The 22,033-nt window shown below is 42.5% G+C and carries 16 protein-coding genes and 1 pseudogene; 4 read left to right on the forward strand and 13 right to left on the reverse strand.

Going from position 1 to position 22,033, the window contains the following annotated elements:
- Positions 1–7: 7 nt before the first annotated feature.
- Genes HMPREF9010_RS10555 through HMPREF9010_RS10540 form a run of 4 tightly spaced genes read left to right on the forward strand, consistent with a single transcriptional unit; the run spans position 8 to position 6,321 of the window.
- Positions 8–1,630, forward strand: a complete 1,623-nt coding sequence (locus HMPREF9010_RS10555) for a RagB/SusD family nutrient uptake outer membrane protein (protein ID WP_008649506.1) — start codon at positions 8–10, stop codon at positions 1,628–1,630.
- A gap of 18 nt (positions 1,631–1,648) precedes the next feature.
- Positions 1,649–2,941, forward strand: coding sequence for a glycan-binding surface protein (locus HMPREF9010_RS10550; RefSeq protein ID WP_008649507.1), 1,293 nt, complete (start codon positions 1,649–1,651; stop codon positions 2,939–2,941).
- Positions 2,942–2,951: 10 nt separating this feature from the next.
- Positions 2,952–4,946 carry a hypothetical protein gene (locus tag HMPREF9010_RS10545; protein ID WP_008649509.1) on the forward strand — a complete coding sequence of 665 codons (1,995 nt, stop codon included), beginning with the start codon at positions 2,952–2,954 and terminating at the stop codon, positions 4,944–4,946.
- A gap of 34 nt (positions 4,947–4,980) precedes the next feature.
- Positions 4,981–6,321, forward strand: a complete 1,341-nt coding sequence (locus HMPREF9010_RS10540; protein WP_032852738.1) for a hypothetical protein — start codon at positions 4,981–4,983, stop codon at positions 6,319–6,321.
- 101 nt (positions 6,322–6,422) lie between these two features.
- On the opposite strand, the gene murQ is transcribed toward HMPREF9010_RS10540, so the two are convergent.
- The 13 genes and pseudogenes from murQ to HMPREF9010_RS10475 form a co-directional block, all read right to left on the reverse strand.
- Entirely contained in the window at positions 6,423–7,229 is an 807-nt protein-coding gene (murQ, locus tag HMPREF9010_RS10535; RefSeq protein ID WP_008649520.1) for an N-acetylmuramic acid 6-phosphate etherase, read from the reverse strand.
- A 40-nt stretch (positions 7,230–7,269) separates the two neighbouring features.
- Positions 7,270–8,105 (reverse strand): annotated as a pseudogene (locus HMPREF9010_RS10530) (ATPase).
- A 13-nt stretch (positions 8,106–8,118) separates the two neighbouring features.
- Complete coding sequence (locus tag HMPREF9010_RS10525; RefSeq protein ID WP_004309646.1) at positions 8,119–9,402, reverse strand: MFS transporter; 1,284 nt, start codon at positions 9,400–9,402, stop codon at positions 8,119–8,121.
- Between the two features lie 14 nt (positions 9,403–9,416).
- Positions 9,417–10,766 (reverse strand): SpoIID/LytB domain-containing protein, encoded by a 1,350-nt coding sequence (locus tag HMPREF9010_RS10520; protein WP_008649523.1) that lies wholly within the window; start codon positions 10,764–10,766, stop codon positions 9,417–9,419.
- On the reverse strand, positions 10,763–13,228 hold the full coding sequence (locus HMPREF9010_RS10515; protein ID WP_008649525.1) for a DUF4922 domain-containing protein: 2,466 nt from the start codon (positions 13,226–13,228) through the stop codon (positions 10,763–10,765). Before HMPREF9010_RS10515 ends, HMPREF9010_RS10520 begins: the two co-directional genes overlap by 4 nt.
- A complete protein-coding gene (locus HMPREF9010_RS10510) occupies positions 13,228–14,721 on the reverse strand; it encodes a sodium:solute symporter (RefSeq protein WP_008649527.1) in 1,494 nt (497 codons plus the stop codon). The genes HMPREF9010_RS10515 and HMPREF9010_RS10510 overlap by 1 nt, the downstream gene beginning before the upstream one ends.
- Positions 14,722–14,812: 91 nt before the next feature.
- Positions 14,813–16,087, reverse strand: coding sequence for a hypothetical protein (locus HMPREF9010_RS10505; protein WP_008649529.1), 1,275 nt, complete (start codon positions 16,085–16,087; stop codon positions 14,813–14,815).
- A 261-nt stretch (positions 16,088–16,348) separates the two neighbouring features.
- Positions 16,349–17,383: a DUF4857 domain-containing protein gene (locus tag HMPREF9010_RS10500; protein WP_008649530.1), complete on the reverse strand. Its 1,035-nt coding sequence runs from the start codon at positions 17,381–17,383 to the stop codon at positions 16,349–16,351.
- Positions 17,384–17,423: 40 nt separating this feature from the next.
- Positions 17,424–18,092, reverse strand: a complete 669-nt coding sequence (locus HMPREF9010_RS10495; RefSeq protein WP_004299700.1) for a hypothetical protein — start codon at positions 18,090–18,092, stop codon at positions 17,424–17,426.
- A 70-nt stretch (positions 18,093–18,162) separates the two neighbouring features.
- Positions 18,163–19,050 (reverse strand): ABC transporter ATP-binding protein, encoded by an 888-nt coding sequence (locus HMPREF9010_RS10490; protein WP_004309652.1) that lies wholly within the window; start codon positions 19,048–19,050, stop codon positions 18,163–18,165.
- 22 nt (positions 19,051–19,072) lie between these two features.
- Positions 19,073–19,639: a PepSY-associated TM helix domain-containing protein gene (locus HMPREF9010_RS10485; protein WP_004305100.1), complete on the reverse strand. Its 567-nt coding sequence runs from the start codon at positions 19,637–19,639 to the stop codon at positions 19,073–19,075.
- A complete protein-coding gene (locus HMPREF9010_RS10480) occupies positions 19,626–20,213 on the reverse strand; it encodes a hypothetical protein (protein ID WP_004309654.1) in 588 nt (195 codons plus the stop codon). The genes HMPREF9010_RS10485 and HMPREF9010_RS10480 overlap by 14 nt, the downstream gene beginning before the upstream one ends.
- Before the next feature lie 180 nt (positions 20,214–20,393).
- The gene (locus HMPREF9010_RS10475; protein ID WP_004324550.1) at positions 20,394–22,019 is read right to left on the reverse strand and encodes a fimbrillin family protein; all 1,626 of its coding nucleotides are present in this window, start codon (positions 22,017–22,019) and stop codon (positions 20,394–20,396) included.
- Between the last annotated feature and the right edge of the window lie 14 nt (positions 22,020–22,033).

The raw sequence follows: 22,033 nt of genomic DNA on the forward strand, positions 1-22,033 counted from the left end.
TGAAACAATGAGAAAAATTTTAGGTATATTAGCTATAGGACTCATGGGGTTGTCAGTCGTTTCTTGTGAAGACTTTCTGGACGTAACTTCAGAGAACCAAATGTTGCTGGATGATTTCTATAAATCCGCAGAAGAATGTCGTGCCGCTACTGGTGCATTGTACAACCGCCCTTGGTATCCTTTTAACAGTCGTTTTTACTTTATTGTAGGCGATGCCCGCGCGAATAATCAATATGTGGATCAGGTTACTAATCCTGGAGCCATTTTGAACCGCTTGGTAGACAACTCCAGTACGTTGGGAGTGGAGGATGGATGGGATAGCTTCTATTCAGTCATCGGACAGGCGGATATTATTCTGAAAAATATAGATCGTGCTGTAGAGAAAGGAGTGGATGTGACAGTGGTAAATGGTTGCAAGGGAGAAGCCCGTTTTATGAGAGGCCTTGCTTACTGGTATTTAATGAGCGTCTGGGGGGATGTTCCTATTGTGGAAGATCCGGAGATATTGGCACAGAATTATATGGTACATGCCAATTTCCAGGAAGACGTATTGCAATATGCAATAAAAGATATGGAGTTTGCTGCAGAAAATCTTCCTCTTTCGGATGAAATCGGACGGTTGACACGTTACAGCGCGTTGGGGATGTTATCTCGTTTCTACATCACGGCTGCCTGTTATGCACGTGGTGGTAAGTTCTCGGCAGACAGGTATCCGATGACTGCCGCACAATATTATGAGAAAGCTGAAGAAGCGGCTGGAATCGTATGTAAACAGAGTCCGAATAAATTGATGGACAATTATGAAGAACTGTTCCGTGTGCAGAATAACAATAATAGTGAATCATTATTTGCTTTGCAGTGGGTTGGAGGCAGCACTACTTATGGAGTAGGTAATGCTATACAGGCACGTTTGAATAAATATTCCGCGTTGATGGACGGCGACCAGGCTTGGGGGGGGAACGAATATCTTTCCGGAGAATTGGTTGAATTGATGATAGATCGTGGAGAAAGTTCGAGAAAACGGGGAACGATGTTTTTTACCGGGGCAAAGTATGATTATATTGGAACACATACGAAAGAAGGATACTTCGTGGTACCTAACGTGAAGCTTTGTCCGGTGAAAAAACATATTGTAGGCAGCAGTAAGGATACAGGCATACAGAGTGTAAGCCAGAATTCGGGGATGGCAACTCCCATGTTGCGTTTGGCAGAGGTATATCTACTCTATGCGGAAGCTATTTTAGGGACTGGATCTAATACAAGTGATGAGGATGCGTTGTACTATTTTAATCTGGTTCGTAAACGTGCTGGGTTGGATGGAATGGATGAAATCACTTTGCAGGATATTTGGAATGAACGACGTTGTGAATTGGCAATGGAAGGTCAGTTCTGGTATGATATTGTTCGTCGTGGTTATTGGGATACAGACTGGGTCGTCGAGTTTATGAAGAATCAGAAACGTGGTGTTCGCTATGATTATGGTGCTCCTCCTACATTTTCCTGGGGAGCGTCAGACGGACGTGAAATGAAGACTCCCGATGCTAGTTGCTTAAAATTGGTTTATCCGTTGAATGAAGAAACTCTAAATCCTTTGTTGAGCGAAGAACCTGTACATTTTGATGTGAAATAAGATAAAAGACTATCCAAGATGAAAAAATATATAATTAATAATTGGTTGTTCGGACTGCTGGTAGCATTGCCTGTTCTTTTTTTCTCGTGTTCAGATGACGAAAGTGTGTCCGTCACTCGTGTGTGTGCCCAGAAAGTTACTGACACAGAGACTGTATTGACGAAAGTACGTCTGGGTGAAAAAATCCGTATTGAAGGCAGTGGTTTTACTACAACCAAAGCCATCTATTGTAATGGCGTGGAAGTTGCAGGCGTTAATTCAAATTATATCACTGATAATGCGATTATTTTCACTATCCCAACTACAATTCCTACCGGGACGGAAGTTACAGATGAAACGGTGCGTAATACAATACGTATTGTTACGAAACACGATGATTTTGTATTCCCGTTCTCAATTCTGGCAGCTGCTCCGTCTGTGACGGATGTTTCCCATACGATGCCAAGAGTAGGTGAGTGGATTGACATTTATGGTACAAATCTGAAGGATATTGAAAAAGTAACGTTTCCGGGTGGTATAGCTTCTACTAATCTTAAGGTAAATAACAATTATACGGTGCTTTCAGTACAGGTGCCGGACGGTGTGGAATACAACTACGGTAGATTGATTATTGAAGGGGCTAATGGAGGAGCTTATACTTATAATAACTTCAATTTCAAACCGGGCTTGTTTATTGTGAAGTTCAGTGAAGATCCTGCAGATAAGAAAGCGTATAACTATGGGAGAGGAAGTATTTCCACTAATACAACTGCTGTGATTCCGTCTGGAGTTGAGGGACCGAAAAGTCCGGAAGTGTATCGCTCTGTTCCTGGAGAACCGGCGGATACTCCGACACAAGGGGAAATCGGAGGTTTCAATTTCTATCCGGATAAAGCAATTCAAATAGTGTTGGATGCGTGTGCTGAAAGTAAGGTGATCACAGAAGATACACCATGCAATGAATTGGCCTTCCAATGTGATTACTATGTGAATGTCCCTTGGCAATCCGGAGCTCTTCGACTGACGCTTGCGAGTGAACGCTGTACTCCGGTACCATGGATCAATAATGGTGCTGTCGTTCCGGTTACTTTTACAAACGGCTGGAAGACCATGACATGGCCTATTGCAGAGATAACAAATTATGCAACACTGACGCTTGGAGATTTACGTTCCCTTTTGAATAATATGAGTGGGGCTATATTCTGGATATGTGGAAGTTTCCAAGATAAATCAGGCAACTGGTTCTCTGGTAATCCTATGGAGAATGCACAAATGTCTTTTGGTAATTTCCGTATTGTGCCTTATGTGAAAAGTTCTTATAAGAATGATTAAACAGGAATGAATGATGAAACTATATAAATATTTGAATAAAAGCATAACTATTATGTTGTTGACGGCTGTGATGGTGGGCTTCTTGTCTTGTGATGATGACGACCAGGATCTTGGAAGCGGAAGCTTGACAAATGCTGTCATTCAAAGTGTGAATGTACAGAGTGGGAATGATTGGAAAGAGGCGACTCAAGTGAAGGTGGGAACGAAAATACGTATGGAGGGTAACAACTTATCCACTGTTTCTGCGGCATATTTTAATGGATTGGAAGTGGCTGCTAAGGATTTTCTGAAACAAGGAAATACATATATTGAGGTAGTCATTCCTCAAAATACCCCATTGGGTTATCAGGTTGTCGAAGAGTCATTAAAGAATACGGTGAAGGTGAAAAGTGATAGAAATGAATTTATCTTTTCTCTGAGTATTATCAGTTGGAAATTGGCAGTGAATGGAGTACGGGTTTTTGCAGATGTGAATGATCTGGTAGGTACATTGACAACAACTGCATCAATTGGTGAAGAGATTCAATTGGAAGGTGCCGGTTTGAATTATGTGAGTAAAGTGTATTTTAACGGTTATGCTGTAAATATGACTTCTGAAAATCATCTTGCTTCTACTGCTCTTCGCATTGTCATTCCTGAAGAAACGCCTTTGGGGGAACAGATTCAGAATGTAAACGATGAGAATGTGATTAAACTTGAAACAGAGTTAGGGGAAACCTATAACTATTCATTTACAATATCAGGGCCTACGATAACCGTTGATGAGACAGTGGTTGGCACGGACGGACAACCTGTCACTCTAATTATTTTGGGAAGTGATGTTGTATTGAACGGAACAAATTTGAATCTGGTGAAAGAGGTTTACTGTAACGGAACTTTGGTTACTAGTTTTGTTGCCACGGAAACGGCTCTTACAATTTCTGTTCCGTCAGATCTTCCTGTCGGAGAGGGCAATGTGACGAATGTGGAGGATATGAATACCATTAAACTGGTTTCTGATTACTCGGAGAAGCTGATTGAAATCAAGTTTGCAGGTAATGCGGGCGCTCCATTTATTACTAGTGTATCTCATACGATGGCTAAGGCTGGGGAGTTTATTTACATTTATGGTATGAACTTCGAGAGCATTCAGAAGATCATATTCCCGGGAGATGTGGAAGCAACGGATTTTGAAACGGTTGATAATAAGAACATAAAAGTGGTCGTTCCAACCGGAGGTGATCAGACGCCCGGATATATTACAGTAGTATCTGCTTCAGGTGAGGGATATTCTTATAAAGATATAAATTGTAAGGGATGTTTATTCATTAACCGTTTTGCGAATGGAGGGGATGCCTATGCTGGTAGTAATCAGGCTAGGTTTGATGGAATTAATCTCGCTATGTCATCCAATAATACAGCATCAGCCAATCCGTTCCCTATTCTTAATCCGGATAAAGCTCCGACAGCTCCCGATCTGTATCGCATTATCCCCACTGGAAATCCGATTGATGTGACTGTGGATAAGATCAGTTCGAATGGAGACGATTTACTGAAATTTAGATTTGATTACGGAAAAGTATGGTCAGTAGTCGTTGCAAACTCGGGTGGTTTAATTACGGATGCTACCTTGTGTTCCGACTTAGCTATAGAGTTTGACTTCTATATGACTTGCAATTGGACTTTAGGAGCTTGGCGTTGGGAGACAGGGAAGAATTCCTCTGACGGAGATGGCAGAATCACGTTGATCTCCTGGAACCAAAATGGTAAGATTGTACCTTTTGAGTTTTATGGCGGATGGCGTACGATGGTCATTCCTTTGTCACAGTTGTCCTGTTTTAGTGGCTTGACAGTAAACGATGCAAAGACGAGCTTTCCGGCTTCTCTGAATACTTATCTGTCTTTGAAAGCGGGTAGCTATATGGGAACAGATGGCAAGTATTCAAAGGGAACCGACATGATTGGTTATCAACTAGGTTTTGGAAACTTCCGCCTGGTGCCTTATACTAAGCCGGAGAAGCAGTAATCTTGGAATAATAATTTAGACTTAAAGAAGAATTATGAATACGATTAAATATATGTATACTTTATACTCTCTATTACTCTTGTTAGCCTCATGCAGTGATGAAGATACAACAGGCTATACTGTACCCGAACAGATTCCGGCTACATTGACTATTCAACCGGATATCGAATATCAGAAAGTGCAGGGTTTTGGAGTGATGGAAACATCTTGGCAGCAAACTGCACTGACAGAGGAGGAGATGAATACCTTGTTTGGTACGGGAGCTGATCAGCTAGGATGTAATATTTTGCGGATCCGCATTGCCCCTAAAGATAAGAATCAGACTGCGGATAGTCGATGGGGAACTGTTGCTCGGGTTGCGAAAGTGGCAAAGGATCTGGGAACCACGATTCTGGCAACTCCTTGGACGCCACCTGTGTCTTTGAAAACAATTGATAATATTGTGGATGGTGAACTGGCTGATTATGCTGGATATGCTGAATATTTGAAAGAGTTCCTTACTTATATGAAACAACAGGGCGCTGCGGTTGATGTAGTATCTATTCAGAATGAACCGGATTTTGAAGTGACTTATGAAAGTTGTAGATGGACAGGTTTGCAGCAGGCTAAGTTCTTTAAACAGTATGGTGCGAGTATTAAAGCTGCTCATCCCGATGTGAAACTAATGACTGGAGAGTCATTCCAGTACAGGCATGAGAGTACAGATCCCATTCTTGAAGATGAACAAGCCTGCGCTGTAATTGATGTTGTGGGAGGACACATCTATGGAGGTGGAAATACTCCGTATGATCTGGCAAAAGCTAAAGGTAAAGAATATTGGATGACTGAACATTTGCTGAATGAAGCATGGGAAAAGAAAGCTCCTTACCTGTTGATTGGTGATGTCCGTGCGGAAACATTACAGTTGGCAGCGGAGATTAATACTGCAATGGCTTCGGGATTCAATGCTTATATTTATTGGTATGGTCGTCGCTATTATGGAATGTTGGGTGATGGTCTGGCTAACTCTACTATGAGTGCTATTACTCCCCGAGGGTATATGTATACACAGTTTGCAAAAAATCTGACGGGAAAAACGCGTGTCAAGGTCGTTGCTTCCAAAAATGTATCTGCCTCTGTAGATTGTACGGCATATAAAGATAGTCAGGGAAATCTTACTTTGATGTTTGTCAATAGGACTTCTTCGGATATAAAAGGTTTGAATCTGGCTCTTCCTTTCATTCCTGCGGAAGTAAAAATGACTGTGTCGACAGTACCTACAGAATCTTTTCCTGAAACAAATAAAGGTATGTTAGTAGAATCTGCTATTTCTTCTTTAGAGAATGGGCTGGATATAAAGGCATATAGTATTGTGACTGTGAATATAAAGAGATAGCTGTACTGTTTTATTTATAAGGCCCCCAATTAAAGCAGAAAAAGAATCCTGTCTTAATTGGGGACCTGTAGGTTTCTTCTAGCTTGAATCAAAGACACTTGTTATTGTTTCTGATATGCATCAATAGCCTTTTTTACAGAACCATGAAGTAAAAGGAGTTTTTGCGCACGGTCATGGTCCAATCCTAATTCATCCATAATCATCTGCGTCCCTCTTTCTATAAGTTTATGATTGGTCAACTGCATATTCACCATCCTATTCCCTTTCACCCGTCCGAGTTGAATCATGACGGAGGTGCTAATCATATTCAGAATCATTTTCTGTCCGGTGCCTGATTTCATCCGGGAACTGCCTGTCACATATTCCGGTCCTACAATCATTTCGATGGCTACATCCGCTTCTGCTGCCATTGGAGAATCGGGATTACTGGTGATACAACCTGTCAGGACACCGTGTTTACGGGCTTCCCGCAAAGCACCGATTACGTACGGGGTAGTGCCGGAAGCGGCAATGCCGATAACGGTGTCTTTTTCGTTGATCTGGTGTTCGACGAGTTCTTCCCAACCTCGATTTTCATCATCTTCGGCTCCTTCTACCGGATTGCGCAAGGCTGTATCGCCTCCTGCAATCAGTCCGATAATCCAGTTGGGAGACATACCGAAAGTAGGAGGAATTTCGGAAGCATCCAATACTCCCAGGCGACCGCTTGTGCCGGCCCCCATATAAAAGATGCGTCCGCCTTGTTTCATGCGGGGCACAATCTGATTGACAAGCTCTTCAATTTGTGGAATAGCCTTTTGTACGGCTAACGCTACTTTCTGATCTTCCTGGTTGATATCTTCTAAGATCTCTCGCACAGATTTCTTTTCCAGATGATCGTAAAAGGACGGTTGTTCGGTTATTTGCATTTTTATAATTACTGGTTATAAATTACAATAGGTAAAAGAACTATTGTTGATGGTATTGAATCAGCCCTTCCATCGGACTTTGAAGAATCTTACCGATCTGAATTCCTGTTGTTTGCGCAGCCTCCTGCAAAATCTCCTTGTAACAGTGAGCTACGGAACCAATAAAATGTACCGGATATTGCTTATAATCATATTGCATCACGTTTCTGCGGAGAAAAGCGATAAAGCTGTTGAGTACTAGTGAACGGATAGCCGGTTCTTCCAAGTGCTGTGCAAGGAAAGGGGAGAGACTAGCCAGAAAACGGTTCGGAAAGGGTTGGCGGTAAACGCGGTCGATGATTTCGGGGGCCGTCAGGTCGAACTGTTTTAAGAAAGCTTCTTTGATGGCGGGTGGAAGCTGGTTTTTCAGTACATCGCCTACCAGTAGTTTTCCTAAGACTGCGCCGCTTCCTTCATCTCCCAGGATGAATCCAAGAGGGGAGATGTTGTTGACAATCTCTTCACCGTTGTAGAAACAGGAATTGGAACCTGTGCCGAGGATGCAGGCAATCCCTGCTTCATGTCCGCATAGTCCGCGGGCAGCGGCAAGCATATCCGAGTTGGCTTTGATATTTCCGATGACAGGCAGGCTGTCGGCGATGGCCCGCCGGAGGACGGGAGCCTTTTCGGGAGTGCAGCCTGCACCATAAAAAAGACGGAGTTGATCGTTCCTTCCGGTAGTTGTGGCAGAAGGGAATGTGTCAGCTCTTGTTGAATTTCTTCTTCTGATTGGAAGAAGGGATTAATTCCCTTCGTTCCCATTCGTTTGATTGGGGTGTCGTTGAAAACGATGCACCAGTCGGTTTTTGTAGAACCACTATCTGCAATGAGTATCATATCTTTGAGTTTTTTATTGTTTCTTTCCGAAAGAATCCTCCAGTCGGTTGCGAATCATTAATGAGGCGACGATACCGGGTAGGGTACAAATACAAACCCAGATAAAGAAGTTTGTGTATCCGAGATGTTCCTGTATCCATCCGGCAGGCATACCGGGAATCATCATGCCTAGTGCCATAAATCCGGTTCCGATAGCATAGTGCGCCGTTTTGTGTTCACCTTCTGCTATATAAATCAGATATAGCATATAAGCGGTAAAACCGAAACCATACCCCAACTGTTCGATCGCTACACAAATGGCTATAAATATAGGATTGTCCGGGGTGGCGGCAGCCATCCATACATATAATAGATCGGGAATGTTGATGGCTAATGCCATGGGTAATATCCATTTCTTGAATCCGTCACGGGAAACGAGGAAACCACTAATGATTCCACCGAGCAATAAAGCTATGACACCTATCGTGCCGTAGATCATTCCGACAGTTGCTGTGGATAAACCCAGTCCACCTTTATCGGTCGTGTCGAGCAGGAAAGGAGAAGCTATTTTGGCTAACTGTGATTCTCCCAACCGGTAGGTGAGGAGGAAAAAGAACATGAGACCGAGGTTCTTTTTCTGAAAGAATGTGACAAAGGTCAGGAGGAAATCTCCCAACAACTTACCCGGTGTGAGTCCGGGACGTTTAATGTCCGAATCAGGATGGGGGAGGATAAGCCGATGATAGATAGTAAGAGCCAGAAATAATCCGGCAAGGAGGTAGAATGTAATACTCCATGCCAGGGGAATATTGTTCTGTGACGTTTCCAGCCATCCTGCCAGCATGACTAGAATTCCCTGCCCGAAAATATTGGCAAGCCGATAGAAAGTATTCCGGATACCGACAAAGAAAGATTGTTCCTTATTATTGAGTCCGAGCATATAGAAACCGTCTGCTGCGATGTCATGCGTAGCGGAACTGAACGCCAACAGCCAGAAAAAAGCAAGAGTCAACTGTACATAATGAGCAGTCGGAATAAAGAAGGCTATCCCCGCAAATCCGGCAGCGATGAAACCTTGCATGGCAATAATCCAGGCACGCTTCGTTTTCACCAGATCGACGAATGGACTCCATAGCGGTTTGATAGTCCAGGGAAGGTAGAGCCAGGAAGTGTATAAGGCTATTTCCGTATTGGATAATCCCAAACGCTTGTACATGATAACAGCAATCGTCATTACCGCTACGTATGGCAGCCCTTCTGCGAAGTAGAGGGTGGGTATCCAGCTCCAGGGATTTCTTTTTATAGTGGGGGTTGTCATGGTATTATTCTTTTTTATTGATATTGTTTCTCGAGCGTACTGCCGGGGTAATAGTGAGACAGTATTTCTTCATATTTGTAACCTTGCTCTCCCATTACGGCAGCACCAATCTGGCAAAGTCCTACTCCATGCCCCCATCCGGCTCCGGTAAGGATGAATCGTGAAGGGATTTTATCCTCTTTATGTCCTTTTTCCTCATATTCCTTGTCTACTACGAAGGCGGAACTATACAGATGAGAAGTAGATAAGGTACGGCGTATTTCCAGTTCTTTCCCGATAATAAGCGTTCGCAAGGTTCCTATAATTTTCAATCGGACAAGACGTCCCGACGTTCCACGTTCTATAGGAATTAAATCCAGAATTTGTCCGAAGTCAATTCCCGAACGTTGATGAATCAGTGTTGAAAGTTCCTGTTGGGTATAACTGACTTTCCAACGATAGAAGTCTGCTGTTTCCTGATCGTAGTTGTTTAGTACTTGGCTTAGAATTTTCTTATCCTGCGTATTACAAAAAGCAACAGGTGAGGTACGTATCCATTTATCAGCTTCCGCCTCTATGGCCAAATCGGGAAGTTGTTTTTCAGTCTTGCTATCCCGTTGTCTGATTAGATAAGGATGCTTTACGTTTTCCCAACAATTTTGGAACTCTTCAAAAGCTCCGCCACAACATTTAGAGAAACGGGCATCACAAATCGCTCCTTTATACATCAGCACTTCCCCCCGCGTGGCGGAGACTGCTTCGATGGCTTGTGGTGTTGAGGCTCGTGTAATTCCCTGATAACGCTGGCAATGATCATCGGCACATACATCGAAATTTCTATGCGCTTCATGGTCATACCATTTTATAAATTGAGAATGGAGAGTGGAGAGTGGAGAGTGGGCTGCGCTATCCGGCTGCACAGTAACTCTCCACTCTCCATTCTCAACTCTCAACTTATTAAGTAACCAGCTTCGGGAGATGACGGCGTGAGCCTTTAGTAGTTCTAAAGAAGCTGTTGCGCTCATTTCGGATGAAATTACACTGGTAAGATATTCTTCAATGGAAATCACATTGATGGCGGTTAGTTGTTCTCCTTCGATGATAATCTTTAATTCCCCTTTGAATTTCTGGACTTCTTTGCGTTCCCAATGGAAGTTGATTCCGATGGTTACATCTTTCAGTTCAAAGAAAGCATGTGCACCTTGTTGGGGAGTGAAAGATAATTCATTATATTCTTTCCCTTGCCAATGAATCTTCCCATCCTGATAAATAACTTTCTGTGTCCCGGAAATTTCCGTTCCGACAGAAGAATTAAATTTTTCCGGGAAAGAGAATTCAATCTCTTTCCCGGAAAGAATGCCAACTGCTATTTGAGGCTCTGTCATAAGGCGGCTTTAATGCGTTCTATTATTTCTTGTAGCTTTTCTTTAGATATCGATACTTCCCGATAGATATCATATACTTTTTCAGGAGTCAGTTTCTTCATATCTTCTTCACGTACTATAGGGAATATGCCGTTCATTTCAGCAATAGCAGGACTGATGAGAATTTGTTCGTCTCCTTTTGCGTAATAGCAATCAGGACGATGTTTGCTGCGTAAGAAGATAACACAATTGTAAGGGTGTTCGGCCACTGATTCAAATTCTTCTTCGTAGCGCTCTCTAAAATCCTCTTTGGTGCGTTCCAAACCATACCAGGCAAGAATATTCATCATTGGTTCTTTTCCGTTATTATTGGCAGCTAAGATGTCGTAAATCAGATGAAAGGTTCTCGACATTGTTTTCTTATTTTTCGCCTGAATCCTGATGAAACTGTACGGAAAATCTTCATAACTAATTCGCACCTTGTCGTTATCTATTAATTCTATGTGATCGTAATATGATCCCTGCATACTTTCCTCTTTACTGCAAGCTTGAAAATGGGCATGATCGGGAGCGGAAGCTCCACATTCCGGTCCATTATACAAAAGGAAGTATTCTTCCATAATGTCGGTGAGTTCTATCATATCTTTAAAACGCCCGGCTATGGATTGTGACTTGTGTTCCTTATCTACAATTGTAAAGTGGTGTTTAAATATGGGATAGGGATTAACCAGTATCTGATAATTTCCATAACTGATGAACTCTTGTTCCTGCGGTCGGTTTGTTTGGCAGAGGAAGCAAGGCCGTGAGTGAATGGAGGCAGTATCTGTCTGTGCGGTAGCCGAAAGAATACGTTTCGGATTAAAGAATAGTTTCGCACTTAAACAATTGTTACCAAACCACTTGGATATTTTTTTTGTTCGTGACCGATACTGTTCCAGTGCTTGGTAATTCTCTTTGGCTAGTTCCCAAGAAAGAGTTTGCTTTTGGAATAACTGTTCGATTTTTTGCTGAATTTTCTCTAATGTCGTTCTTTGTTGCAGGATGCGCTGTTCCAATTCCCACGTACGAAGCCGGTCTTTATATAGATTATTCTGGTTGATTTTCTCAACAGGCAGTGCAGCATCCGAGTTGCCGTCCCAACGGCGGCAAAGGTAAATCACGTCGTATATTCTACCTATCTGATAATCGTGTGAAATTTTCAATCCAAGGGCATAATCTTCTCCATAGCTTGTGTTCGGGACTTTGATTTCCCGAAGAATGGGCGTGTAGAATGCACGGGGAGCTCCCAGACCGTTGATACGTAATGCATTATTTCGTCCGTTGTCGGGTGTCCATTCCTTATGATCGATGATGCCGGGGGCAATTTCCTGCATATCAAAGTTAGTCATCATATAAGTGCCGATTACCATTGCACATTTCTGTTTATAGAAAGTATCAATAATGATTTGCAGGCTATGTTCGTTTTTATACACGTCGTCGCTATCAAGTTGGACGGCAAACTTTCCGCATTTCTCGTGATGGATACCTATGTTCCAACATCCGCCTATACCGAGGTCATCTCTTTCGGGAATGACGTGAATCAGCCGCTTGTCCGAACTAAGTTCACGGAGAACTTCACTGGTCCCGTCTGTCGAATGATTGTCGATGACAATGACATTGAACGGAAAGGTCGTTTGCTGGTTCAGTGCCGAGCGTACGGCATCTTTGACTGTGCGAATACGGTTGCGTATGGGTATAATGACAGAAGCTTCATACTCAAAAGTGTGGGAAGAAAAGTCTACAGGACGGAAGATAGGATAAAGATATCCGCCAACTTCCTTCAAATGGTTGGTGCATGCCTGTTCCATTTCGATCTGTACCTGACGGTTTTTAGGGTCTACATAATCGAACTGCTTCTCACCGCTTTTCCGCTTGTCACTTTCTACTTCGGTATATAGATATTCGTTGATATGTACCAGTTTGCTCTTTTGGGATATTTTGAGTCTCAAATCATACAAGCCTGCATATTGATATTCCTCTTCCGTATTTTCTATAACTTCCTTGAATGCGTTGGCATTGAACAGTAAAACCGAGCCGAAATTGAAGTCGTCACGCAGGCTACCGGGTTGGTAATCAATGACCGGAGCTGTTTTTTGCACACCGTCTATCTGTTGGTAATGGTCTGCATATACCATGCCAGCTTGGGTCATTTCCATTACTTGAACCATTCTTTCAAGAGCGAACATGCCTATTTTTAGTGCAGTGTGTTTGGTATAGAGCAAGGTATATGTTTTATCAGAATGTTCTGCAATAGCTCGCATTGCTTGTGTAGACTGCATTTTCTCTACAGAGATGAGTTCGCATCCGGGAATACAGACATTGGTAATTGGCGATGCCAATAAATAAATTTTGTCTACCAGCGTCGATGCACGTAACTCCTTAACTGTTTGCACAGTTTCTTCCAACCGGCTGAAAGGAAGAAAACAGTTGATTGTTGTTTTCATTATTTTACTTTTTGTTTTGTAGTATGAGTTGTGTAAGATGTTTCTTTGTCTTGTCTTTTGATGAACAAACAAAGTCCAAGGAATGTGAACAGGGCATTGATTATCAACAACTCGTAACTAATTTGGTAACCGTTGAGCCATGCTTCCGAATTTCTTTGCAGGATATAGCAAAGAATAGGAGAAGCGATAGCTACCAACGGAATATATTTATCATAAACTTGTTTCTTGGTGAAGATGCCGAAAGCGAACAGTCCTAAGATAGGGCCATACGTATAACTGGCCAGTGTGTAAATCGCATCAATCACACTCGTGTTGTTCAGCAGATTGAATACGAAAATGACTGCTCCCATCACAACTGCCATACCGATATGTACATGTTTGCGTATTTGGCTAAGTGCCGCCTCTCCTTTTTTCTGTGCATGTAAAATATCTACAGTAAAGGAAGTGGTCAGTGCCGTCAAGGCAGAACCCGCTGCAGAATAGGCGGAGGCTATCAGTCCGATAATGAATAATATTCCGACTATGCCGGGAAAATAATTTCCGGTAGCAATCATCGGAAACAACTCGTCGCTTTTTTCCGGATTCCCAATGCCTTGCTGTGCTGTAAACGTATATAACAGTACTCCCAGCATCAGAAAAAGCAGAATGACAAAGAACTGTGAGATTCCACTGGTAATCATATTCTTCTGTGAGTCCCGGAAGTTCTTGCAGCTAAGATTGCGCTGCATCATATCCTGGTCGAGCCCATTCATGGCAATAACGGTGAATACTCCTGCCAGGAATTGCTTGAAGAAATATCGTTTGTCATTAACATCGTCAAAAAAGAATGTCTTGGAAAAGTCACTGTCTGAAATCGTACTAACCAAACCACTGAAATTCAGATGCAAGCTGGAAGCAATATAATAGATGCAAAGTACAACCGACACTACCAGGCAGAATGTTTTTAGAACATCCGTCCATATCAATGATTTCACTCCACCGCGGAAAGTGTAAAGCCATACGATAAATACCGTAAGAATTACGTTCAACAGGAATGGAAGATGGAAAGGATCGAAGATAAGAAACTGCAATGTCAGGCATACGAGAAAGAGTCGGACGGCTGCCCCTAGCATCTTTGAAATAAAAAAGAACCAGGCTCCCGTCTTGTAGGAAGAGCTTCCGAACCTGTTCTCCAGATATTCATATATGGAAACCAGGTTCATACGATAAAAGAGAGGAACGAGTACAAACGCAATGATAATTTGTCCTACTATGAATCCCAGCACCATTTGCAGGTAAGAAAAGCTACTTGCCTGTACCATACCCGGAACGGAAACGAAAGTGACTCCGGAAATGGTGGAACCGATCATGGCAAAGGCAACGATATACCAGGCTGATTTACGGTTTCCTACAAAGAATCCTTCATTGTCGGCTTTGCGTCCTGCTATATAAGAGATAGTGAACAGGATTATAAAGTATGCCACAATAGTAATAGATATAACGGCTGGACTCATATCTGCTGTTTAAATTCGTTTGAGGATAAATATCCGGAACTTGTTTACTTTGCCTACAAATGTAGGGAATTTATCATAGATATGCATACTCTTACATATTTTTTATTCCGGGTGTGCCTCCGGTTGCATGTTTTGATGAATGCCAGTTTTTGTTGAGCGAGGACAACTCCGGAGATTTCTTTTCAAGCGAAACGCCGGTTATTTTATCAATGGTGTGCATTTCATCTCTAAAACAACAAGTGTCAAAAGTATGTCCTGGTGCAGTCTCTTTACTACTTGAAAGTGCCAGATACCCGCCATTATTGTTCAGTGCCGGGAAGTTCGGTATAATTATTATATTTTCTCCACCGACTTTATGTTTCTGAACAACTCTGTTGAAGTATTTCGTGAAGCAAAGATATGCTTTGGCAGGAATGGTTAGGGGAGTAGAAGGACTTTCATTTTGAAGGATGGTAGTATTGTATATTGCCCCGTCTTTATACATCTTATATAGATAAAGTGCCGGTAAAATGATAGCCTGTTCAGTCGGATTGTAGATTTCTATATATTCTGCACCATCAGTGGCATTATTATACATGATTTCATTGAAAAGAAGCATACCTCTCACATCTTTCGGTAATTCGGGGGTGTTCGGATTATCTGGAATGTCTGTTCCGGGATGATCGGGTGTTTCATCAGGTGTAGTGTCCGTTTCTACGTTATTAGATAGCTGTATGTGATGAAATGTAAATCCTTTACAGCGGGTTTTGGTGTAAATGCAGTATATACCGCAGTAGCGGGAAGTTTGTATATCGGTATCTTTTATTTGTTTTTCTTTTACGTATTCATTCTCGGATTCACGTCGTGTCCAAAAAGTCCAGTAACCATTATTGTCACGTTCTACTTTTATATATAGTTTCGGTGAAGAGTCTCCTTTCATCAACTCTCTTCCCGAAGCCAGTAGTTTAGATTGGTCTCCGTTTTGACGATAAAGAGTTACATTATCTTTGGCTCCTCCTATCTGAATATAATAACCGTTTAAATTACCGGAAAGAATGTTTGAGGAAGAAGTCAGATAAAATCGTGCATAATTGTTAGCGGAAGGATTAAAGGTGAGGTGAACTCCAAATTCCCAACGGGTATTTTTTACAGAGGTGGAAGGAATGGTGACATAAGCTGTTCCGGCGTCTTCGTATGGATCATTCAGATGGATTCCTTCTTTAGAATTGATGGTGAATTTGTCCATCTCTCCTTCCCAGGGAAGTTCGGAGGTAACTGTATCCTCTCCCTCTGAATCTCCTTTTTCTTCGTCATCAGTAGGGAGCGAACAATTATAGAACAATATGATGAAGATACTTAGGAAAGCAAATGCTTTGTAAACTTTCATACGGTTTTTAATTTGAGTTTTTTCGTTTTACCGTATTTGTTTGTGTATAATGCAGAAGCAATTGCGGTCTGAATATTTGAATGAGTCGGCAAAGATAAACTTTCTTGCCGGAAAAAGCCCATACTTACAGAAGAAAAGATTGTAATTCTTTTTGTTTCCTATACACGCATGGGAAGAAAACAGTAAGGGACTACCCTAAGTCATATTTAATAGATTGACTTTTGATAGTCCCTTACAACTGTTACATTCAATATGGGAATACTATTCGAAACGTGGCATTACATATTTATCAGTATAAGATGTGAAAGTAATACCGGGCATGGAATGAGTAGACGATGCGTTCTCTAATTTTTTAATCAATGAATAATCGTCGGCATTCAATGCGTAATAATTATCAGAGGTCGGAGTAGTCACACGTACCGTCCAATCGAACATATTACCGATGATGGTTAATGCATCCGTTTCGGGATTGAATACAGGAATTCCTGTTTTCACTACTTCGTATGTCCGGCTCTGCAGTACATAGAAAGCATTGTTGACATCGGTCATGAACGCAAGTGTTTTCTTATTTCTGAACTCTGTCAGATACAGATGTTCCAGTGTCAGTCCTTCAGGCAAGGTGATGGCACGAACATACGGACGCCCTTTCACCTGTTTCAGATGAAACAGACGGCGGTCGGCATCCAATAGAAGATAACCTTCGTCATACTCCTTTTTCACCGTTGGATTTCCTACGATCTCCGTTGCCGGGAAACGAAACTCCTTTTTAGTCATAGCTTCGGTAAACTGAAGACTCTTGTCTTCCTTTACGCTGTTGGAGGCCATGTCGATGAATTCGATCCCTTTGGTGGTGATACGAAATACGTCATCCGGCATTTTTAAGTCCACACGTCCTGACATGGATTCCATTAGCGGGTAAAGTCCGATAGAAGGCGCATTGATATCCGAAGGAACGCTGCGGAAGTTGAAGTTTTCCGTCTGCACCATTTTGGGAGTCACTGCGATTCCTTGAATGGTATCTGGAAAACGCTCGTCAGACATCAACTGGCGGAAGTAAAACATAGGCAGGATGCTGTCGAAAGCAGCTTCCGAATAAATGTTTCCTGCCAAGTCGCGACGCACGCTTCCCTTTCCCTCTTCCTGTCCCATCTGTGCGAAATCGCCAATGACGAAACTATATAGGGTAAAGGGAGTCTTCTCCGGCTTTACGACAAAGAAATTGTAACACCAAGGCAACTGCCAAAGAAGCAGGAAAGCGATGGTTACATATAATAGTATGGTACTGAAACGTCTCATTTCTCAATCTTTTAATTTTTAATCTTTAATTTTTAATTGTTTAGTCCTGCTTTCCGGCCTTAAATCGTACGATAGAAAGCCACGAGAAAGAAGCTGTCAACAAAGTATAAACCACTAAATAAGGGAGGAACTTGTTGTATGCTTCCGGTGTGGGCGACAGAAAGAAGATCCGTAGTAACAATACAGCGATAATGAGATTCAGAATACGACGTTTCCATGCCGGTTCAAGGCAGATCCATGCGACGAGCAGGTAGCCGGAAATCCCGGCAAGATACCACGTTAAAGCGGTGAGCAATATGTGGTTCTTCAGTTCATGGGCAAGTATTCCGTTCAGGTATACTTCCATCAACAGGAAATTAGAAGCAAAACAGACAAGAATCAATATGAGTCCGGAGAGTAACATATTGCCCGTCATTTTTAGTTCCGGATAAGGCAGATGGAGAGTCAGTTTCAAACATTTGCGTTGCATCTCGGGGACAAACTGCACGATTGCCATCAGGATTCCGGCAATCAGGGGGATATATTGCAACATATCAATGAAGATAACATCGCGTTGCAGCATGACTTCCCATACATGAGCAGCCCCTTTCATTTCTACCACCCGGTTGATGCGAAGCATACAATAGCCTGTAAAACCGAGTGTGGCGAGCACGGCAAGCAGAAAATACCACCGTGTCTTTATCCATTCTTTATAAAATATAGCGTACATTTTTGAGGATTTATGATTTATGAATTATGATTTGTGGGTTACGAGTAGCCAATTTTTATTCTTAATTTAATCAGTATTTGCCTGTCAGGCCGATAAATGCATCCTCCAAATTTACCTGTTCACTATGAAAATTAGTGTAAGGTACTGACATTGATTTCAGTTTTGCTTCTGTCTCTGCCGGTTGCAGGAAGGAGAAAGTCTCCAACTGGTTTCGCATGACAGAAGGATGATAGAAATCATCAGACGCAGGAAGTTCATAACCTTCGGGAATAGTGAAAGTGTAGCGACGTCCTTTTTCCAGTAATTCGACGATTGGTTTCTGAATCAGTATCTTTCCGTAGTCCATGATAATACAGTCATCAACGAGTCGTTCCATATCCTGAATGATATGTGAGGTCAGGAAGACGGTTTTCCCTTCCGAGCGGGCATAGTCACGGAGATAGTCGACAAACAAGCGGCGATAACCGGGATCGAGTCCGAGTGAGAAGTCGTCCAATACTAGAAGTTCCGGGTTTTGTGCAAGGATAAGTCCGAGGGCAACTTGTGAGCGCTGTCCGCATGACATACGTGAGATACGTTGTCCGGGAGCGACTTTCAACTTATTCATCAGTTCATAGTACGCTTCCTTTTTCCATTGACCGGGGTAGAAAGCTGCGTAGAATTTCTCTATCTCGGTGATGGTCATGAATTGATATTGCACATGACCTTCGATGAGCAGTCCGATATTGCGACGCAGAGCCGGTGCCATTGTCTGAATCTCCTGTCCGAAGATGCGACATTCCCCTGAACGGGGTTTCAGATAACCGCTCAAGATATTGATAGTGGTGGTCTTGCCTGTACCGTTCTTTCCCAACAGTCCCAGGATGCGTCCTTTGGGTACTGTGAAACTAAGATTTTCGTAAATCAACCGTTTGCCGTAATAGTGCGTCAGATTGTTACATTCGATAATATGTTCCATTTGATTTAATCTGTTATTCTATTCAAAAGAAGAAAAGGAAAAGAATGGGAATCAAGATTCCGACAATGACTTCGATCCCTCCTCTGCCGATAATGCCCTTATTCCCTTTCAGCATGATGATGCCGGAGAGAGTAATGATAATAAGAGCGATGGCGAAAATATCCGCGAAGTAAGTCCACCATTGTCCCGGGTTGTAATGTAAACGGGACATTGCTCCGATAAGCGGGCGGCGGGTGACGGATTCATATACCGCTTCCCCTGTCTTTACGTTTACTAGAAGGTTGGAGCCACCTTTCAGGAATACTTTCATTACGTCCGTTTTCGGGAAGTAATATTTGGTATAGTTGCCGCTTTCTCCCAATGGTTCCAGGAGAGTGAGCACTTTCTCCTTATTCATTCCTGCTTTATCCGGTAGCTTTTCTGCTATCTTATACTCTTTCCGTGTGATGGAGAAGTTCGGATTAATAGTGTCACGGTGATTCATTACAATTCCGGAAATGGCATATATCAATACCATTCCGGAAAAGAAAAATGATAAGTCACGGTGTATGAGCCGACTCCACTTACGGATGTTACTACTCCACTTCATACGAGTCAGCTTCCATGAAATAGAAAGATAAATACTCTTTTCCTGTTTCTGCCTTGCGGTCGGCTATTTTTGCACGGAAATCTGCAATGCGGGCTTCAGGGCTGTTGGCTGTTTCACCACGTGCTTTCTTTTCAGAGTCGCATCCGGCTTCACCGGTTCCGTGTTTCTCGGCAGCCTGTGCTTTGAGTTGCGCTTCCCAGTTCTGGAGGTAGGCTTCGTCAATGCGTTGTTCTTTCAGTGTTCCGGTAACACGAACGATGGAGTTCACGCATTTAGGATCGAATGTCCCCAAAGTGCCCGCTTCTACACGGATCACTTGGGTATCGTCGCTACCCATCAGGAAGATTTTCTTTGCGCCATGTTTGCAGGTATGTGTGCAGACGCCTTCAATGGTCACTTCTTGTCCTGCAAGGCTTTCGGCATTGGCAAGAAGAGAATCAATTTCCAAGGCGGAAGATGCAGACTGTTCTGTAGTCGCTTCTGATGCGCTTTTCTGTTGTTTGTTACCACATGAAGTTCCGATAAAAGTCATTGCCATGATGGCAATTGCGATTGTTAGCTTTTTTGTTTTCATTGTTATTGCTTCGTTTTTATATAGTTTGTAATCTGTTTTTCGTTTGTTTATAGCTTATCGTAGTTCGCCTTACGGGCGAGGGGGGTAGCCTTACTTGAAACTTTTAGTTTCCCAGTTTGAAACTGGTAGTTTCTCACCGAGAAACTAAAGGTTTCAAGGCATGAAACAAATATTAGTCTTTTAGTTGCCGGCTTGATCCCTTATGCAACGAACTTGCATACCGGCTTTAATGCTAACATAAGATAATGATAATCTGCCTTCCGGATACTTGGTTGCATTGATTGTACTCATTAATCCAAAGAACTGTATATTGGTTAGTAGGCCGCTGGTACTATTGTATATGGGTTTGTAGGCGGTCGAAGTCATGAGATAATTCATTGCCGGTTTTCCATGCCACGCAGCTTGAATCTTGGCGTCATCTGCTATTGCAGTTTTTTGGTAGCTGCCGGCGCCTGTAAGACTTGTTGCCATACGAACACCGGAGAATTGGTAATTGAATCCTGCATCCATCAGTGATGATATTTTGGCTCCATCATAAGCTGTATCATAAAAAAGAGCTTTATCACCATCAGCCGGTACCTTGCCGTCGGCATCATTCGTTGTTTTTCCTACCAGATTAAAGTACTCCAGACGTGTCGGTATGTGCCATCCTTTCGGGCAGATTCCTTGTGCTCCTTCAAAGGAGGTCAGATTACTATCAGTAATTTCTTTACCACCCAGTGCAGCCTGGAAATCATATAGATAACCTAATTCTTTTATGGCACTTTCTTTTGTTGTAGCTACGGTTGCACCGTCGGCTGTGATTTCATACGGATACCAAACATGGCTATCAGCAGTTGGATCACTTGAAGGAGTATACCCTTTCGGTAAATAAATAAGCGGTTCAGCCATCCATGTCGTACCGTTTGAGAGAGTTACAGTCTTATATTTTACATTATCATACAGGAAATAGTTCTGATCGAGATGTTCCTCGAAAGGAATCTCATTATCAGCTCCAATTTCACCCTCATCTGTCCAGTTTTCAATGTCACCACTAAGTTTGACTTCTATATCGTCAGGTAACACGCGAATGTTCACACTGTATTGTCCTCCTTGTGCCAAAGTGGTAGATGTGAGCTTCTGTGACAAGGTCTTGCCGTCAGATGTTGCTACTTCAAGCGTCAAGGCTACTGTTTGGGGAACGATAATGGCGCGGTATGTCTCATTCGCTTTAACGGCTTGTGCAACAATGCTTGTTGCGGAGGCGTTTGCATCAGCAGTCACTGTGAGAGCACTCAAATCAAGAGTTGCAGTCGGGATGGAACCTTTCAATGCGATAGACGAGATGTTAGCTTCTACTTCCTTTGTTACATTAATCACTAATTTAGTAAACATGTGTTTGAAGTTCATGCTTATAACGTTGGTAGTCGGAAGTACATCCGATTTCTTTGCTGCCATAAAATCTGACGCTCCATATCCACTAGTCTGATCGGTTTCAACAGTAAATGAAGCCGGAGTATTACCCTCCTTATAGGGATAATAGGCTACTATTTGCGATTTGTCATTTCCTTCCGGGTACCAGAGTAAATCGCCTGCAAATACTCCGTCATTGTATGTCATCTGTTTATTCTCTGCATATACGAAGTCACCGTTTTGGGTGATTGTAACACCGATTTTATCTCCGGTCTCAAAGTTAACTTCCGTAGCACGTGTAATAATAGGAGAGATAGTAATGCGACTGTTTGCAGGAGTCGTAGCTTCGTTCTCTTCCTGTTGGCAAGATACCAAAAGCGCTGCTGCGAAGATAAATGTCAAACTCTTTTTCATTGCTTAATAATTTA

The sequence above is a fragment of the Bacteroides sp. 3_1_23 genome (genome assembly GCF_000162555.1).
Taxonomy (GTDB): Bacteria; Bacteroidota; Bacteroidia; order Bacteroidales; family Bacteroidaceae; genus Bacteroides; species Bacteroides ovatus.

Bases quoted from the DNA above. Each gene is read 5' to 3' on its own strand.
- HMPREF9010_RS10555 (WP_008649506.1), top strand. From the start codon at position 8: ATGAGAAAAATTTTAGGTATATTAGCTATAGGACTCATGGGGTTGTCA.
- HMPREF9010_RS10550 (WP_008649507.1), top strand. From the start codon at position 1,649: ATGAAAAAATATATAATTAATAATTGGTTGTTCGGACTGCTGGTAGCA.
- HMPREF9010_RS10545 (WP_008649509.1), top strand. From the start codon at position 2,952: ATGATGAAACTATATAAATATTTGAATAAAAGCATAACTATTATGTTG.
- HMPREF9010_RS10540 (WP_032852738.1), top strand. From the start codon at position 4,981: ATGAATACGATTAAATATATGTATACTTTATACTCTCTATTACTCTTG.
- murQ (WP_008649520.1), bottom strand. From the start codon at position 7,229: ATGCAAATAACCGAACAACCGTCCTTTTACGATCATCTGGAAAAGAAA.
- HMPREF9010_RS10525 (WP_004309646.1), bottom strand. From the start codon at position 9,402: ATGACAACCCCCACTATAAAAAGAAATCCCTGGAGCTGGATACCCACC.
- HMPREF9010_RS10520 (WP_008649523.1), bottom strand. From the start codon at position 10,766: ATGACAGAGCCTCAAATAGCAGTTGGCATTCTTTCCGGGAAAGAGATT.
- HMPREF9010_RS10515 (WP_008649525.1), bottom strand. From the start codon at position 13,228: ATGAAAACAACAATCAACTGTTTTCTTCCTTTCAGCCGGTTGGAAGAA.
- HMPREF9010_RS10510 (WP_008649527.1), bottom strand. From the start codon at position 14,721: ATGAGTCCAGCCGTTATATCTATTACTATTGTGGCATACTTTATAATC.
- HMPREF9010_RS10505 (WP_008649529.1), bottom strand. From the start codon at position 16,087: ATGAAAGTTTACAAAGCATTTGCTTTCCTAAGTATCTTCATCATATTG.
- HMPREF9010_RS10500 (WP_008649530.1), bottom strand. From the start codon at position 17,383: ATGAGACGTTTCAGTACCATACTATTATATGTAACCATCGCTTTCCTG.
- HMPREF9010_RS10495 (WP_004299700.1), bottom strand. From the start codon at position 18,092: ATGTACGCTATATTTTATAAAGAATGGATAAAGACACGGTGGTATTTT.
- HMPREF9010_RS10490 (WP_004309652.1), bottom strand. From the start codon at position 19,050: ATGGAACATATTATCGAATGTAACAATCTGACGCACTATTACGGCAAA.
- HMPREF9010_RS10485 (WP_004305100.1), bottom strand. From the start codon at position 19,639: ATGAAGTGGAGTAGTAACATCCGTAAGTGGAGTCGGCTCATACACCGT.
- HMPREF9010_RS10480 (WP_004309654.1), bottom strand. From the start codon at position 20,213: ATGAAAACAAAAAAGCTAACAATCGCAATTGCCATCATGGCAATGACT.
- HMPREF9010_RS10475 (WP_004324550.1), bottom strand. From the start codon at position 22,019: ATGAAAAAGAGTTTGACATTTATCTTCGCAGCAGCGCTTTTGGTATCT.